The organism is Arenibacter hampyeongensis, assembly GCF_002909255.1.
GTDB classification, from domain to species: domain Bacteria; phylum Bacteroidota; class Bacteroidia; order Flavobacteriales; family Flavobacteriaceae; genus Arenibacter; species Arenibacter hampyeongensis.
On the sequence record NZ_PIOB01000001.1, the window covers coordinates 1,261,978 to 1,277,776 of the forward strand.

At 40.5% G+C, this 15,799-nt stretch carries 17 protein-coding genes; 7 read left to right on the plus strand and 10 right to left on the minus strand.

Features of this window, described 5'->3' with window-relative positions:
• Positions 1-75 precede the first annotated feature (75 nt).
• The 5 genes from CWD91_RS04945 to CWD91_RS04965 are packed head-to-tail and all read right to left on the minus strand — an operon-like array spanning position 76 to position 3,222.
• Positions 76-870 (minus strand): TPM domain-containing protein, encoded by a 795-nt coding sequence (locus CWD91_RS04945; RefSeq protein ID WP_103439794.1) that lies wholly within the window; start codon positions 868-870, stop codon positions 76-78.
• Entirely contained in the window at positions 851-1,288 is a 438-nt protein-coding gene (locus tag CWD91_RS04950) for a TPM domain-containing protein (RefSeq protein WP_103439795.1), read from the minus strand. Before CWD91_RS04950 ends, CWD91_RS04945 begins: the two co-directional genes overlap by 20 nt.
• 6 nt (positions 1,289-1,294) lie before the next feature.
• The gene (locus CWD91_RS04955; RefSeq protein WP_103439796.1) at positions 1,295-1,894 is read right to left on the minus strand and encodes a LemA family protein; all 600 of its coding nucleotides are present in this window, start codon (positions 1,892-1,894) and stop codon (positions 1,295-1,297) included.
• Between the two features lie 21 nt (positions 1,895-1,915).
• Positions 1,916-2,245 (minus strand): MerR family transcriptional regulator, encoded by a 330-nt coding sequence (locus CWD91_RS04960; RefSeq protein ID WP_103439797.1) that lies wholly within the window; start codon positions 2,243-2,245, stop codon positions 1,916-1,918.
• The gene (locus CWD91_RS04965) at positions 2,245-3,222 is read right to left on the minus strand and encodes a M23 family metallopeptidase (RefSeq protein WP_103439798.1); all 978 of its coding nucleotides are present in this window, start codon (positions 3,220-3,222) and stop codon (positions 2,245-2,247) included. The genes CWD91_RS04960 and CWD91_RS04965 overlap by 1 nt, the downstream gene beginning before the upstream one ends.
• 104 nt (positions 3,223-3,326) lie before the next feature.
• Here CWD91_RS04965 and alaS point away from each other — a divergent pair, with 104 nt between their 5' ends.
• From alaS to CWD91_RS04980, 3 genes are read left to right on the plus strand one after another with little or no spacing between them, the layout of a single operon-like run.
• Positions 3,327-5,942: an alanine--tRNA ligase gene (gene alaS / locus CWD91_RS04970; RefSeq protein WP_103439799.1), complete on the plus strand. Its 2,616-nt coding sequence runs from the start codon at positions 3,327-3,329 to the stop codon at positions 5,940-5,942.
• A 33-nt stretch (positions 5,943-5,975) separates the two neighbouring features.
• On the plus strand, positions 5,976-6,923 hold the full coding sequence (locus tag CWD91_RS04975) for a GSCFA domain-containing protein (RefSeq protein WP_103439800.1): 948 nt from the start codon (positions 5,976-5,978) through the stop codon (positions 6,921-6,923).
• Between the two features lie 3 nt (positions 6,924-6,926).
• Positions 6,927-7,538: a DUF4230 domain-containing protein gene (locus CWD91_RS04980; protein ID WP_103439801.1), complete on the plus strand. Its 612-nt coding sequence runs from the start codon at positions 6,927-6,929 to the stop codon at positions 7,536-7,538.
• A gap of 28 nt (positions 7,539-7,566) precedes the next feature.
• Here the strand turns inward: CWD91_RS04980 and CWD91_RS04985 are convergent, their stop codons facing one another.
• The 4 genes from CWD91_RS04985 to CWD91_RS22615 all read right to left on the minus strand — a co-directional run bounded on the left by CWD91_RS04985 (position 7,567) and on the right by CWD91_RS22615 (position 11,687).
• Positions 7,567-8,832 carry an alpha/beta hydrolase family protein gene (locus CWD91_RS04985; RefSeq protein WP_239985650.1) on the minus strand — a complete coding sequence of 422 codons (1,266 nt, stop codon included), beginning with the start codon at positions 8,830-8,832 and terminating at the stop codon, positions 7,567-7,569.
• A gap of 61 nt (positions 8,833-8,893) precedes the next feature.
• Positions 8,894-10,645 carry an aromatic amino acid hydroxylase gene (locus CWD91_RS04990; RefSeq protein ID WP_103439802.1) on the minus strand — a complete coding sequence of 584 codons (1,752 nt, stop codon included), beginning with the start codon at positions 10,643-10,645 and terminating at the stop codon, positions 8,894-8,896.
• A 245-nt stretch (positions 10,646-10,890) separates the two neighbouring features.
• The gene (locus CWD91_RS04995) at positions 10,891-11,451 is read right to left on the minus strand and encodes a DUF4136 domain-containing protein (protein ID WP_103439803.1); all 561 of its coding nucleotides are present in this window, start codon (positions 11,449-11,451) and stop codon (positions 10,891-10,893) included.
• A 68-nt stretch (positions 11,452-11,519) separates the two neighbouring features.
• Entirely contained in the window at positions 11,520-11,687 is a 168-nt protein-coding gene (locus CWD91_RS22615) for a DUF5522 domain-containing protein (protein ID WP_157943720.1), read from the minus strand.
• Between the two features lie 181 nt (positions 11,688-11,868).
• Between CWD91_RS22615 and CWD91_RS05000 the strand changes: the two genes are divergently transcribed.
• From CWD91_RS05000 to hemL, 4 genes are read left to right on the plus strand one after another with little or no spacing between them, the layout of a single operon-like run.
• Positions 11,869-12,222, plus strand: a complete 354-nt coding sequence (locus CWD91_RS05000; protein WP_103439804.1) for a hypothetical protein — start codon at positions 11,869-11,871, stop codon at positions 12,220-12,222.
• Positions 12,210-13,115, plus strand: a complete 906-nt coding sequence (locus CWD91_RS05005; RefSeq protein ID WP_103439805.1) for a 1-aminocyclopropane-1-carboxylate deaminase/D-cysteine desulfhydrase — start codon at positions 12,210-12,212, stop codon at positions 13,113-13,115. The genes CWD91_RS05000 and CWD91_RS05005 overlap by 13 nt, the downstream gene beginning before the upstream one ends.
• A complete protein-coding gene (locus CWD91_RS05010; RefSeq protein WP_103439806.1) occupies positions 13,112-13,960 on the plus strand; it encodes a glucosaminidase domain-containing protein in 849 nt (282 codons plus the stop codon). The genes CWD91_RS05005 and CWD91_RS05010 overlap by 4 nt, the downstream gene beginning before the upstream one ends.
• Before the next feature lie 3 nt (positions 13,961-13,963).
• Positions 13,964-15,253, plus strand: a complete 1,290-nt coding sequence (hemL, locus tag CWD91_RS05015; protein WP_103439807.1) for a glutamate-1-semialdehyde 2,1-aminomutase — start codon at positions 13,964-13,966, stop codon at positions 15,251-15,253.
• A gap of 69 nt (positions 15,254-15,322) precedes the next feature.
• Here hemL and CWD91_RS05020 read toward each other — a convergent pair whose 3' ends face one another.
• Positions 15,323-15,781: a hypothetical protein gene (locus CWD91_RS05020; RefSeq protein WP_103439808.1), complete on the minus strand. Its 459-nt coding sequence runs from the start codon at positions 15,779-15,781 to the stop codon at positions 15,323-15,325.
• Positions 15,782-15,799: the final 18 nt, after the last annotated feature.

A 15,799-nucleotide genomic window follows, 5' to 3' on the forward strand; every position in this document is an offset into this window, starting at 1 on the left:
GTCCATTTTCAAATCACCAAATCACCTCATTTTTAAATTAAAACATTTGTACATTAACACATTGGTATATTAACACTACCACCCTCCAGAGGAGCCACCTCCACCGAAGCCTCCACCGCCGAAGCCTCCACCGAAACCACCTCCACTGCCGCCACCAAAGCCGCCGCCGGATGACCCCGATCTATAACCGCCTCGTCCCATATTGCTTAGGATAATAATGTCCCATAGGTCCATTCCTTTGCGGTTACCTCCCTTGCCACCTCCTCTTCTTCCCTTGTTGGAAAGAATGATGAGTATAACAATGAAAATAATGAATGGCAATAAGGTCTGAAATGGAAATCCCGGGGTTTTGTCAAAGCTGCGGTCTTCTTTAAACTCCCCATTAAGGACGTTAAAAATGGCGTCCGCTCCTTTGTTGAGGCCATCGTAATATCTATCCTGCTTGAATTCCGGAATAATTACCGTTTCTATAATCCGTTTGGAAAGTGCATCTGTCAATAGTGGCTCAATGCCATATCCTGTATTGATGGCAATTTTGCGGTCCTCCCTGGCCAATAAAATTAAAATACCATTGTCTTCCTTGGCTTGTCCAATACCCCAGGCATGTCCCCAGTTGGCACCTAAAAAGTTTATATTTTCCCCGTCAGTAGTTGAAATAATAGCCAGTACAATCTGCGTGGAAGTGCTATCTGAGTAGCGGATCAATTTTTGTTCCAGACTATTGGATTCCTGGGGAGAAAGTAGGCTTATATAATCATAAACACTTGTCTGTTCCTCAAGTTTTGGCTTTTCGGGAATTTTAAATTGGGCAACAGATATAGAGAAGCTGCATAAGACCAGTAATGGGAGGCTACCCTTTAGATACTTCATTGCTTAATTCATTGGGATTGTTATGCTGCCAAGGGAAATGGGTTTCCAATTCTTTGCCGGCCATGAGTATTCCTTCGATGATGCCTTGCTTAAATTGTCCTTTTTTAAAATGATATTCGAGGGTAGTTTTGGTAGTGTCCCAAAAATTATCGGGAACCACCTTGTTTATTCCCTTGTCCCCGTAAACAACAAACTTTTTGTCATTTACCGCGATGTAGATGAGGACTCCGTTTTCTTCTTTGGTATTGTCCATTTTTAAGTAGTGAAATACCTCTTGGGCACGTTCAAAATGGGATTTATTGGACTGAGGTTCAATATGCACCCTAATTTCCCCAGAAGTATTTTTTTCGGCCTCAACAATGGCATTCACTATTTCCAATTCCTCATCGGCCGTTAAAAAGTCTTCTACTTTGGACATAAAATTTTAGTTGAATTCGAAATTCACGTCAGGTGCCTGCTCAGCACCGGCTTCCGATTTAAAGTAAGCCAATTCATCAAAATTGAAAAGACCTGCCAATACAGAATTGGGGAAGGTTTTTATATGATTGTTGTATGGCAATACACTTTCGTTAAAACGATTTCGTTCTATGTTTATTCTGTTCTCCGTGCCTTCCAACTGTGACTGTAGTTCCAAGAAATTTTGATTTGCCTTCAGCTCCGGGTAGCGCTCTACGGTGACCAATAGACTTTTCAAAGCACCACTCAATCCCCCTTGAACCTCATTGAATCTTGCGAGTTGCTCCGGGGTAATGTTGGTGGGGTCAATGCTCACCGAAGTAGCTTTGGCTCTTGCTTCTATAACAGCTGTAAGTGTTCCTTTTTCAAAGTCTGCTGCACCCTGTACTGTCTTGACAAGGTTGCCAATAAGGTCGTTCCGTCTTTGGTAGGCACTTTCCACATTGGCCCATGTCTGGGTGGAGGTCTCCTTAAGTTTAACAGCTGTATTGTTAAAACCTACAGCCCATTGGTACAGGCCAATGCCTAAAACGACAAGGATAATTACCGGAATTAACCATTTTTTCATGATCGGAGTATTTAAAGTTATTTATAGTTGATTTTTAATTTTGATCAGCTCGGCCTTTACCTTTTCCAATTTTTGGATGACATCAAAGGTGGACAAAGTCTTTAGCTTGTCTTCCTTAAGATGAATCTTGGCCCCTTCCAAGGTAAAACCACGTTCTTTTACCAAATGGTAGATCAATTGGAGGTTCTTAATGTCCTGGGGGGTAAATTTTCTATTTCCTTTCGCATTTTTTTTAGGCTGCAGAACATCGAACTCCTTTTCCCAAAAACGAATAAGGGAGGCGTTCACATCAAAGGCATCGGCCACTTCACCAATACCATAATATCGTTTTTCCGGAAGATCTATATGCATTAATCCAGGGATTGATTTTCTTGGGTTGCGTATTTCAACATATTTTCGAATTCTTCCGCTGTTAAACTGCCGTAATAGAAGTTGATCGGGTTAATGCGTTCGTCATCTTTCCAAACCTCATAATGTAGGTGTGGCGCCTCGGAACGTCCTGTGCTTCCCACAAAGCCAATAAGATCGCCTCTTTTTACCTTTTGGCGGGCTTTAACATTATACTGGCTTAAATGGCCGTATAGGCTCATATATCCATAACCATGATCAATTCTTATATGTTTTCCGTAACCCGAGGCGTTGTTGTCAGCTCGCGAAATAGTGCCGTCTCCAGAGGCGTATATCGGGGTTCCCTTGGGTGAGGTAAAATCCATTCCCCAGTGCATTTTTCTTGCCTTGGTAAAAGGATCGGAACGCCAACCGTAACCCGAGGCCATACGCGCAAGATCTTCGTTCTTTATAGGTTGTATTGCGGGTATTGCCGCCAATAATTTTTCTTTTTCCTCTGCCAGCTTGGTAATCTCATCCAAGGATTTGGATTGTATTACCATTTGTTTTTGGATAATATCGAGCCTCTTGGTAGTGCTGATGATCATTTCGGAATTGTTGAAACCTTCAAGGGATTTGTATCTATTGACCCCTCCGAATCCTGCCCTTCTCTGTTCTTCAGGTATTGGATTGGCCTCAAAATACAATCTATAGATATTGTTGTCCCGGTCTTCAATATTGGCCAATACATTTTCTATCTGCTCCATTTTTTTGCCCAAAAATTCGAACTGGAGTTCATAATTTTTAACCTCCCTGGCCAATGAAAGCTCACGTGGGGTGTTCACCAAATTGGTATTCAAAAGTAAGATGAGACCTAAAAACCCAAAAAGAAAAGACCCCAGAAAAAACAAGGCGATATTTCTATATCTTCTGGATTTTCTGGGTTCTATCTTCCGATATGATAGAGTGTCCGGATCGTAATAGTATTTTACCTTAGACATGTATCTAATTTATTCTATTTTTGTGGTTGTGTTTATAGATAACTTGCAAATTCGCAAAATGTTTTCTAACAACCGTTAAATATATAAAAAGCTTACCAATTTACATGAAATCCCAAGAAATTAGAGCCAAGTTTTTAGAATTTTTTAAGGAAAAAAACCATAAAATTGTTCCATCTGCGCCTATGGTGATCAAAGATGATCCAACTTTGATGTTTACCAATGCGGGAATGAATCAGTTTAAAGAGTTCTTCCTGGGCAACTCTGTTCCAAAGTCCACACGGGTAGCCGATACCCAAAAATGCCTAAGGGTAAGCGGCAAGCACAACGACTTGGAAGAAGTAGGAAAGGATACCTATCACCACACCATGTTTGAAATGTTGGGAAACTGGAGTTTCGGTGATTATTTTAAAGCCGAGGCCATTGATTGGGCCTGGGAGTTTTTAACCGATGTGTGCAAAATTGATAAGGATAGCCTTTATGTAACCGTTTTTGAGGGAAGTAAGGATGCAGATCAGTTGGAGCAGGATTATGAAGCATTGGACCTATGGCGTAGAATAGTAGCTAAGGATAGAATCCTTATGGGGAATAAAAAGGATAATTTTTGGGAAATGGGAGACCAAGGCCCTTGTGGACCCTGTTCCGAAATACATGTAGATATACGTTCCGCTGAAGAAAAGGCAAAGGTTTCAGGTGCCTCTTTGGTAAACCAAGATCATCCCCAAGTGGTGGAGATATGGAACTTGGTTTTTATGCAGTACAACAGGAAGGCCAACGGACAATTGGAATCCTTGCCTGCCAAGCATGTGGATACCGGTATGGGCTTTGAGCGCTTATGTATGGTAATGCAAGGGGTGCAATCCAATTATGATACAGACGTGTTTACCCCTATTATAAGGGAGATAGAAACCATAACCAATTCCAAGTATGGAAAGGATGAAGAAATAAATATAGCAATTAGGGTAATTGCCGATCACATAAGAGCAGTATCCTTTTCCATTGCTGACGGGCAATTGCCGAGCAATACGGGTGCAGGCTACGTAATCCGTAGAATTTTGAGGAGGGCCATACGTTACGGATTTACCTTTTTAAATACCAAGGAACCCTTTATGTTCCGTTTGGTGAAGGTCCTTTCCGATACCATGGGAAAATCCTTCCCAGAGCTTAAGGATCAACGTCAGTTAATAGAAAATGTAGTCAAGGAAGAGGAACATTCCTTTTTAAAGACCCTGGACCAAGGCTTATTATTGTTGGATAATATTGTTGGAGAAAACAAGGACAAAAAAATAGACGGTAGAAAGGCTTTTGAACTTTACGATACTTTCGGATTTCCTATAGACCTTACAGCTCTCATTCTAAGTGAAAGAGGTTATGAATTGGATGAAAAGGGTTTCGATATTGCCATGCAGGAGCAAAAGGATCGGTCAAGATCGGCATCGGAAGTTTCAAAGGATGATTGGGTTATTTTATCCAATGATGAAGTAGAGGAATTTGTGGGATATGACGTCTTGGACATCACGGTGAAAATTGTAAAGTACAGAAAAGTAACTTCCAAAAAAGAGGGAGAGCAATATCAATTAGTGTTCAATCTTACCCCATTTTATCCTGAAGGGGGCGGTCAAGTAGGGGATAAGGGATATCTGGAGGCTCCTAATGGTGATGTGGTATATGTTTTGGATACCAAAAAAGAAAATAACGAGATTATCCATTTTGCTAAAAACCTACCAAAGGATACCGGAGAAAAATTTAAGGCTGTGGTCGATGCAAAGCAGCGTAAAAGAACCGAATGTAACCATACTGCTACCCATTTATTGCATCAGGCCTTACGCGAAATTTTGGGAACACATGTGGAACAAAAAGGTTCGGCAGTACACTCCAAATACCTGCGATTCGATTTTTCGCATTTTGCCAAACTTAGTGCAGATGAACTGAGGGCCATTGAAAGTTTTGTAAATGCGAGGATAAGTAATGGACTTCCTTTGGAAGAACAGCGAAACGTGCCCATGGAAAAGGCTTTGGAACAAGGAGCTATGGCCCTGTTTGGGGAAAAATATGGGGATGCGGTACGAACAATTCGCTTTGGACAATCAGTAGAACTTTGCGGTGGGACCCATGTGCAGAATACGGCCGATATCTGGCATTTTAAAATTAAGTCGGAAGGGGCAGTTGCTGCAGGAATACGACGAATAGAGGCCATAACCTCAGATGCGGTAAAGGACTTTTATTCTGAAAGCAATAACACCCTTTTGGAATTAAAGGAACTTTTAAACAATTCCCAGGAGCCCGTTAAAGCATTAACTGCCTTGCAGGAGGAAAACTTAAGGTTAAAAAAAGAGGTGGAGAGCCTGTTGAAGGACAAAGCCAAAAATTTGAAGGGTGAATTGCTGAATGAACTTATGGAAGTTAACGGAATTCAATATTTGGCCAAAAAGGTAGATTTGGATGCAGCGGGAATTAAGGATATCTCATTTGAATTGGGCCAGAACAGGAAGGACCTATTTTTGCTATTTGCATCGGAAAAAGATGGGAAAGCAATTTTGTCCTGCTATATTTCCAAGGAGCTGGCCAATGAAAGAAAATTAAACGCAGGAACCATTGTACGCGAACTTGGCAAATATATCCAAGGTGGCGGAGGGGGACAGCCCTTTTTCGCTACTGCTGGAGGTAAAAATCCTGCAGGAATCCCCGAAGCATTGGAAAAGGCTAAAAGTTATTTGATGTAGACCGCCCAGCAAGTTTAATATTAGCTATGAAAAATGAAACTACAGACCCAAATACCCTTATCGCGAGCAAACGATGGCATAGATTACGACAGTAGATTGCTTTTGTTGGGTTCTTGTTTTGCGGAAAATATTGGGGATAAATTTGGGTACTACAAGTTTCAGTCTCTAGTAAATCCCTTTGGAATACTTTATCAATCTATGGCAATTCGAAATTTTGTCAAGAAGGTCGTATCGGGCCAAGAGTTTTTGGATGATCACATGCTATCATCTGGAGACCAATGGCAGTGCTTGGATGTTCATTCCGATTTGGGGCGGTCCACAAAAAACGAGACGTTGGAGGCTATTGAAAATGCCACCAAAAAGGCGGACCATTGGCTCCAAGGGCTTACCCATGCAGTAATTACCTTGGGCACGGCCTGGGCCTACGAGTACCGGCCAACGTACAGTATAGTTGCCAATTGCCATAAATTGCCCCAAAGTAACTTTAATAAATTACTATTGGATCCAGTAACAATTACTGCTTCACTTTTGGAGACTATTTCGTTGTTAAAGAAGAGGTCTCCAAGAGTAAAGGTTATTTTGACCATTTCCCCTGTTCGTCATTTGAAGGACGGATTTTTGGAAAATCAGCGCAGTAAGGCCAATTTAATTACCGCTGTCCATGAGGTGTTGGAGAATTCACCTGGGACGGCCTATTTTCCGGCTTACGAAATTATGATGGATGAATTGCGCGACTATCGTTTCTATGATACGGATATGGTACATCCCAATCAATTGGCAATAGATTATATCTGGGAAAAATTTGCCTCTGTTTGGATTGCCACAGAATCAATGGCTGTTATGGAGAAGGTGGTGGCCGTTCAGAATGGTTTAAATCATAGGCCATTTAATCCTGAATCCCCAAAACACCAAGAATTCCTTAAGACACTTGATCAAAAAATTACGTACCTTCAAAAGGAGTATCCTTTTATGAAATTTTAGTGCATGAAGAAAATATTGATTGGAGTAATCCTAACCTTGGCAGCGGTACTTATCTTCCGTTCCTGTGCCGATGAAAAAGAAAAGAAATCTATTTTAAAAGAGAATTCCATGCTCATCCAAGAGCAGATCAATAATGTCTCCAAATTAATCGTAACCGAAGGGCATTTTGCAGAAGTATATAATTATAAGGATTCCCAACAATTGTTCGGGCCATTGATAACTGCGGATAAAAAGGCTCTGGTTGTAGTTAATGCTGAAGTGACGGTGGGGTACGATTTAAGTTTGATAAAATTTGAAATAGACGAGGCTACCAAGACACTTCGAATAATCGATATCCCGGCCCCGGAAATTAAGATAAACCCGGATTTTGAGTATTACGATGTTACTTCGGACTATTTAAATCAGTTCAATGCTGAAGACTACAATAAAATTAAGCGCAATGTTAATGCTTCCCTATTGAAAAAAATAGAGGCCTCTACTTTAAAATCCAATGCGGAGAACCGACTCTTAAGTGAGCTTTCCAAATTCCTGATGCTTACCAATTCAATGGGGTGGACACTGGTGTATGGGGATAGGAACATTGAAAATTTAGACGAGCTAAGGTTGTTGGATTAAATATCTGCCCATATTAGCAATTCATCCATTATTTCACAAAGGCATTTGCCCACTTTATATAATTTTCCCAATCGTAATCTGTAACATCATGTTTGCCAGTACGAATGTGATAGGCCACCGTATTTTGGATGGGCTCGTTTACCTTGGGCATTACTTTGGTCCCTATTCCTTTCTTGCCGTATAATTCATAAACCGATGATGCATAATATGTGGAAAGGAACTCTCCCCTAGGGTCGGCCCATTCATCCTCCTCGGCACTGGCTACATAAAGTGGTCTTGGCGCAATAAGGGCCAATAATTGGTGCTGGTCTATTGGTAAGGCTTCTTCATTATCGCTGTACTCATTGAAATTATCGCAAAACCAATGGGGAAACCTTTCGTTTATAACCCCTAGGGTCTCCCCAAATTTGCGTTTGGAAAGTGCTGCACCTCCGCATCCCGAGTTATTTGAAATTACCCCGGCAAACCTTTCATCTGTTGCCCCTGCCCATAGCGATGTTTTTCCCAATCGCGAATGGCCAAAAGCTATGACCTTTGAGGCGTCAATATCAGGGTCTTTTTCAAAATAATCCAAAGCCCTCATCATACCCCAGCTCCAAGCCGCAATACTGCCCCATTCGTCCGGTTTTGGTTGACTTTGGGTTTCTTGATACAATAGATTATGGACTCCGTCTGAAAAATCATTTTTATCCGGGTCAACCTCGCCGTAATATATAGTTGCCAATCCATAACCGGCATCCAATATTTTTTCCAAGGCCCAGCGATTGGTTCTTTTACCTCGGGATTCCTCGGTTAACGTATGGTTCTCAATACCAAAAGCCTCGTTGTTATTGGCCCAGGCTGTCGGGATTAAGACTGCCTTGTCCTCTGTAATGGTATGGTTTCCATAGAAATTATATCCTAAAAAAACGGGGGCCTTGTCCAAATTCTTTGGTATATATAGCAAAATGGTAAAACTCAATATTTTGTTGTTATTCTTAAAAGTGAGCTGAACCTGTTTACGTTTGGCTTTTCCGTTCAGGGCATTGCTGTCCTGTTCCAAAATGGTATAAGAATCTATCTCTAGGGCTTTGGGGAGCTTTCCATATACGTTGTTTTCAAAAAATTTAAGTAGTTCTGGCCTTCTGACTGTTTCCCATTTCTGAACAGAGTTTATTTTTTCACCACTAACTGCCACCAGGGGGTCCGGCACTTCAAAAGTGGGGACCTTACTTTCATCATAAATAGTTTGGGATGTTACAAGGGACATAGATAGCATTAAAAAAGAACAAACGTAATAGGTCAATAACTTCATTTCAGGTCTATTATAGGTAGTGCCATAAATATAGGGAATCCATTTTAAAATATAACGAAGGCTAGATTACCAGGCTATTATCCACCAAACCTAGGCCGTCGTCAATAAGATGTCCTAATTGCGGTTTACTTTGTTTAAGGGTTTCTAGGTAAGATTTTAATTCTTTGGCGAAATTTTCATCCCCATTGTTTTTCGCCAATTCGTAAAGTTCAACTGCCAGGAGCCAATCTTTTGGGTGATTGGCTTTTATTTCCTGAAAAACCTTGTTTCTGGAAATAGTCACATTTTTACCTTCCCTAAATTCCCTTACTTGCTTGTACAACTGCTCCAACTGTTTCCTTTTTGGAGTTTTGGCCGATTTTATAGTGGTGTCTGTAATTTTATGGTTCACCAAATCAAAACTTTTTAAATCCGCAGGACCATTGAAAACGGAAACGATATTTTCTCCAACCGCCATATGGTATAATCCCATATTGGGATGAAAAAGTATTTTTTTATCATGTGTAACCGTGCAATTGGCCAATGTGATCAGTATAATTTCCCCCTTTAGGTTTCTAGTTCCTGTAATAATTTCTCCTGAAACTTTTATGTCGCCAATAAATTCAAGGGACACAACTTCACCTTCATAAATATTATAGGCTTTTAGGTCACGGGGACTCATATCTTCGATCGCAAGATTTATGCCTTTTAATTTCCCTATGGGAGACCCAAAGCCATTGGGATGCTGTAAAATACTATGTCCGATCAATTCCTTTTCGCGATAGGAAAGTGCCGTATTTCCACCGGTCTGTAGATAGACCGGTTTTCCTTCATGGGAAATGACACTATCAAAATTACCGGAAATTTGTAGGCCGGTACTAAGTTCAACGGTCCCCAATTCCTTGGAATCTATAAGTTTTTCCAAACCACTTAATCCGCCTTTTCGCAATGACATGGTGTTGGTAAATTCCTCCAAAACTTGGTTGAGATAGGCAAAGTCCGGGGTAACGAAAAGTTGGGGCTGTGGTTGGGTAATATCGAAGGAAGTATGTGCTGCTTCAATGGAATAGGGTATTTTTTTTACTTTATCCGTCATGCACCAGGCACTTTCACCAATAGAGGAAAGTAGACCTGCCCCGTATATCTTAGGTTTGTCCAGAGTGCCGATTAGTCCATATTCAACTGTCCACCAGTGAAGGTTCCTTATAAGCGCCATTTCACTGGGCTTGCCCATGTTTTCCTGTAAATCCTCAATTTTCTTTTGGGCCTTATCTATTGCTATTTGAGGCGTGCCCTGGGCTTCCTTAATAATGGATAAATGTCTTACGGCTTCATAAAGTTCATAATCCTTGGCACTGGAAATGGCTTTAGATCCAATTTCCCCAAACCGCCGTAGATATTCCGCATATTCTGGATTGGCAATGATGGGGGCGTGACCAGCCCCTTCATGTATTATATCGGGTGCCGGTGTATATTCAATATGTTCCAATTGTCGTATGTCCGAAGCAATAACCAGGACATTGTAGGCTTGGAATTCCATAAACGCCGATGGGGGAATAAAGCCATCTACCGCTACGGCAGCCCACCCTATTTCCTTCAAAATCCGGTTCATGCCATACATATTGGGAATATGATCTATGGATATGCCCGTTTTTTTTAAGCCCTCCAAATAACTTTTATGGGCAACCTTGCTTAAATAATCCACATTTTTGCGCATAACATATCGCCACACCGCCTGATCGATCGGAGAGTAATCCTCATAATCTTGAGGTTTTATGTATTGCTTCAAATGCTTGGGAAGCTTATCCAATATGTAGTTACTTTCGTAGGACATACAATGCGTTTTAATCCTTTTAAAGGTACAAAATGCCACCATGCCTCCCAAGGATGATGTTATATTATTGTAGGGTTGTTTATTCCCTTTATGAAGTTGCTTTTAAATCATACTGGCTTAGTTTTGAGTAACAGCCAATAAAAAAATTCCCTTCCATAACGGGAAGGGAATCCAAGGGGGATTTAATCCAATATCCTAAAGGCCGTCAAATTATCTCACGGAGGGTGTTCGTTAGGGAGAAATTTTTAATTTATGGCAGTCCCTGGAGGATAAGCCTCCAAAATTTCAGAAACAAACTCTTTTATCCTTGCCTCTTTCTTCTCCATATTTCTAATATTGTTCAAGGTTCCTATGCCCCTTCCCTGCCAGACCAATTCCTTGTTCTTGGCGTCGATGATGTCTATATATAAAGAGCCTTCGGTTCTTGTGCTAACATTGTTCCCACCGTAATAGGGAGATCCCCAGTAAAACGGAGACCAACCCCAGCCATAGTAGCCAGCTCCCCAATAGTTGTTGTAAACATCTACCTGTTGTTTTTCTTTCGTAAATATGCTCAATAAAATATCAGGATTTTCGGATTTTACAAAACCCCTAGAGCTCATCTCGTCATCTATGGCATGTAAAATTCTCTTTTTGTCCAAATCCGATATTTGGGCCTTGTCTATGCCTGTCTTATAAAAGGCATAGGTTTTAAACGAATTAAAATTTGCTTCTTTATCATAATCTGATAATACACGTACCGAGGTGCAGGAACTTGCGAAAAGCAACACCAAGATCGGAACGACTAAAAATCTAATTTTTTTCATAGCTATTTTATTTGAATTAGTACTTATGATATTCCACTCTAATATTCGCAAAAATCATGCCGAAGACCTTAGTTGTCGCGCTGTGCATTCGTTTTGTGATCGTAGCCGTAAGGACAGTGTCTGCAGCCACTTTCACAACAATACCCCCTTTTTAGATGATATTGTTTGGTGAAAACTTTGTATCCCTCCTCTGAAAGGTAAAAATCCCCTTCCTCCAATGGTATAAATTTCTTCATTGATGTAAATTTATGGGATTTATACCAATTAATATTAGGAGGGAAGCCAAGGGTGCCTATTTTAACAGAGTTTAGCATACTTTTTGCGTTTTAACCTATTTTGTTCGTAGTAAGGCGATTATGGAAAATTTTTTTGACATTACCCCCTTATATTTGAGAAGCGCATTATTTATCCTAGTAAATGATAGTAGTATTTAGACATTTGTTTTATAAGAACTACGTTGGACTGTCTCTTTGGCCCTTCATTATTTTAAAGAACTCCTCTTTAAAAAAGGATGCTACGCTGGTTAATCACGAAAGAATACACTTAAGGCAACAACAGGAATTATTAATAGTCCCTTTTTATTTTTTGTATTTATTGGAGGGTCTTATTCGTTTTCTAATTTATTTTGATGCCTATAAAGCTTATCAAAATATAAGCTTTGAACGGGAGGCCTATGATAATGAAACCAATTTATATTATCTACAGGAGAGAAGGCCGTATAGCTTTATTAAATATCTTTGGGGCGAAAAGCCTTCAACGTGCAGGGAATAAATCAAAAAGTAGATCTTTCTATTTTAAGGGAAAAACAAGTCGCTCTCTCTGTAAGAAGAGAAGACCTGATACATCCGTTTATCCCTGGCAATAAGTACCGCAAACTTAAATACAATATATTGGAAGCCAAGCAAAGGGGCTTGGGTACCATTCTTACCTTTGGTGGTGCTTTTTCCAATCATATTGCAGCCACGGCCTACGCCGGGAAATTATACGGAATAAGAACCATTGGTGTAATCAGGGGTGAAGAGCTCAGTCATAATTGGATGAATAACCCTACTCTGGCCCAGGCCCATGAGCACGGGATGAATTTTGAATTTGTTTCAAGAACTACTTATAGGGAAAGGGCGGATAGGTCATTTTTAGAGGTGTTGGAAAAGGAATTTGGTCTGTATTATTTGATTCCCGAAGGGGGTACAAATTTATTGGCCGTTAAAGGTTGTGAGGAAATATTGACCCCGGAAGATAAGGGTTTTAACGTCATATGTTCCAGTGTTGGAACAGGTGGCACCTTGGCCGGAATCATCAATTCTTCACTTAAGGATCAGAGAATTATAGGGTTTCCATCCTTAAAAGGTGATTTTCTAAAAAAAGATATTCGTAATTTTACGGCCAAAGAAAACTGGGAACTCAATACCGATTATCATTTTGGTGGTTATGCAAAGGTTTCAGAGGAACTTATAACATTTATTAATTATTTTAAGGAAAAGACCAATATATTAACAGATCCCGTTTATACAGGAAAATTATTATTTGGTATTTTAGATTTGGTAAAGAATGATTATTTTAAACCAGGGACCAAAATTTTAGCAATACACAGTGGTGGTTTACAGGGAATTGCAGGGATGAATTTAGTATTAAAAAAAAAGAATCTTCCATTAATAAAAGTATGATAAAAAGAATAGCAATAACAATGTTTTTGGGTGTGTTTTTGGTTAGCTGTGGGGTTAAAAAGAAAACTACCTATGCTAAAAAACCCAATGTTAGGACCACTACCGCATCTACCAAAGCCCCGACCAAACCATTGGGCGAGTCCAAAAATGAAGGGGATTATGCTTTACCGGAGGACAATGGCAATTTTGTGAAATTTACAGTAAACACAACAGAGGAATATATAGAAACATTTGCTGAAATTGCCCAATTTGAAATGAAGGCATATGGCATTCCGGCCAGTATTACCTTGGCCCAGGGCATTCTGGAAAGTGGTGCTGGTAGAGGGGTACTAGGGGCCAAGACCAATAATCATTTTGGTATAAAGTGTCATTCAGATTGGGATGGGGATTATGATTTTCATGATGATGATGCAAAAGGGGAGTGTTTTAGGAAATACAATCATCCCATGTATTCTTTCAGGGACCACAGTGTATTTTTGTCCTCAAGGGCACGTTATGCCTTTTTGTTCGATTTGGAACATGACGATTATAAAGGATGGGCCTATGGTTTAAGGGAAGCCGGTTATGCAACGGACCGGAAGTATCCGCATAAGTTGATCGCTCTTATAGAGCGTTATGAATTGGACAAATATGACAGGAAAGTTGTTGGGTCCGGTACAATAGTTAAAAGGGAGCCAAAGCAGTACGATTACAAAATTCATGTGGTACAAAGGGGAGATACCCTATATTCCATTTCCAAACGGTATTTCGTTTCCATTCCGGAATTGATGAAGCTGAATAATATGACGAACAGTAATTTGGCAGAGGGCCAAAAATTGACCGTAAAATCCGAAAAAATTAGATAATTTATGATTTATAGAAGAAGCAGTGCTTTATTTGCTGAAGCACAGCGTTATATTCCTGGGGGGGTGAATTCTCCCGTAAGGGCGTTTAAGGCCGTTGGAGGTAATCCTATATTTGTAAAGGAGGCCAAAGGGGCTTATTTGTACGATGAGGATGGCAACAGATTGATAGATTATATAGCATCATGGGGCCCTTTAATTTTGGGGCATGCCTATGAGCCCGTCATCAATGCTGTTATTGAAAAGGCAAAAAAGGGTACGTCGTTCGGAATGCCTACAGAAATAGAGACACAGTTGGCAAAATTGGCGGTTTCAATGGTTCCCAATATTGATAAGATACGTTTTGTAAATAGTGGTACCGAAGCTTGTATGAGTGCCGTACGTTTGGCCAGGGGATTTACGGGAAAGGATAAAATAATAAAATTTGCGGGATGTTATCACGGCCATTCAGATTCATTTTTAATTCAAGCCGGTAGTGGAGCTGTAACCTTTGGGAGTCCCAACAGCCCGGGAGTTACCCAAGGGACGGCTAAGGATACCCTTTTGGCAGCCTATAACAATCTAGAAAGTGTAAAGGCCTTGGCTGTGGCCAACAAGGGAGAAATAGCGGCTATTATAATTGAGCCTGTAGCAGGAAATATGGGATGTATTATTCCTGAAGAACATTTTATTAAGGGACTTCGAGAACTTTGTGACCAAGAGGATATATTGTTGATCTTTGATGAGGTGATGACCGGATTCAGATTGGCAAAAGGTGGTGCCCAAGAAGTATTGGGTATTAAGGCGGATATAGTAACCTTTGGAAAAGTAATTGGAGGAGGATTACCAGTTGGTGCCTTTGCGGCAAGAGACGAGATTATGGGGTATTTGGCTCCGGATGGACCGGTTTACCAAGCCGGAACGCTGAGTGGAAATCCCTTGGCCATGAGTGCCGGTTTGGCAATGCTGACCGAGTTGAACAATAATCCAGAAATTTTCAGGAGTTTGGCCGATAAGACCAAGTACTTGGGAGATGGTATGGCAAAAGTATTGACCGATAACAATATCGCTTTTCAGATGAACAGGTTCGGTTCCATGATATCCATTCACTTTACAGAAGGACCGGTGACCGATTTTGAATCTTCGGCGAAAGGCAACAATGCCATATTTAAGAAATATTTCCACGGGATGCTCAGCCAGGGAATATACCTGCCGCCGAGTGCATTTGAAAGCTACTTTTTAAACGATGCCCTGAGTTATCAGGATTTGGATGAGACCATTGCGGCGCTTTCCAATATTGCTAAAGATCTGCAATAGTAAAAATAAGAAGGCTAAATAGACATCACTTTTGTCCATTTAGCCTTCCTAATTGATTGGGGGAGGTTTTTATTTTCCTTCAGCTCTTTCCTTGTGGCGCTGCATTCCTTTGCCTTTTCTGTGGCCTTCTCTGTTCATTTTCATTTTCTCCCATTTTTCATACTGTTCATTATTCAGTATTTTTTTCATCTTTTCCTTTTGTGCGATCTGACGGTCCAACATGGCCGTTTTCATGGCATAACGCTCTTCCGAACTTAATTTTTTAGCCTCGCCGCTTTCTCTTTTCGCTTTCATTTCATTCATTTTTTCTGCGCGTTTCTTGGCATTATCCAGGTTTAAACTCTGAATTTGCTTTTGTTGTGCCTCTGTAAGGTCTAGGGCCAAGGTCATCTGCTTCGTTTGTAAAGTGGCCATTTGTTCCGGGGTCATGTCTCTCATATCTCCCCTTTGACCTCTTTCTCGCTCTGGTTTTTGTGCCATGGCGGTTATACCGGCCATTAATACTGCTAATACAATTAATTTTCTCATCTGTTTTTATTTATTTGT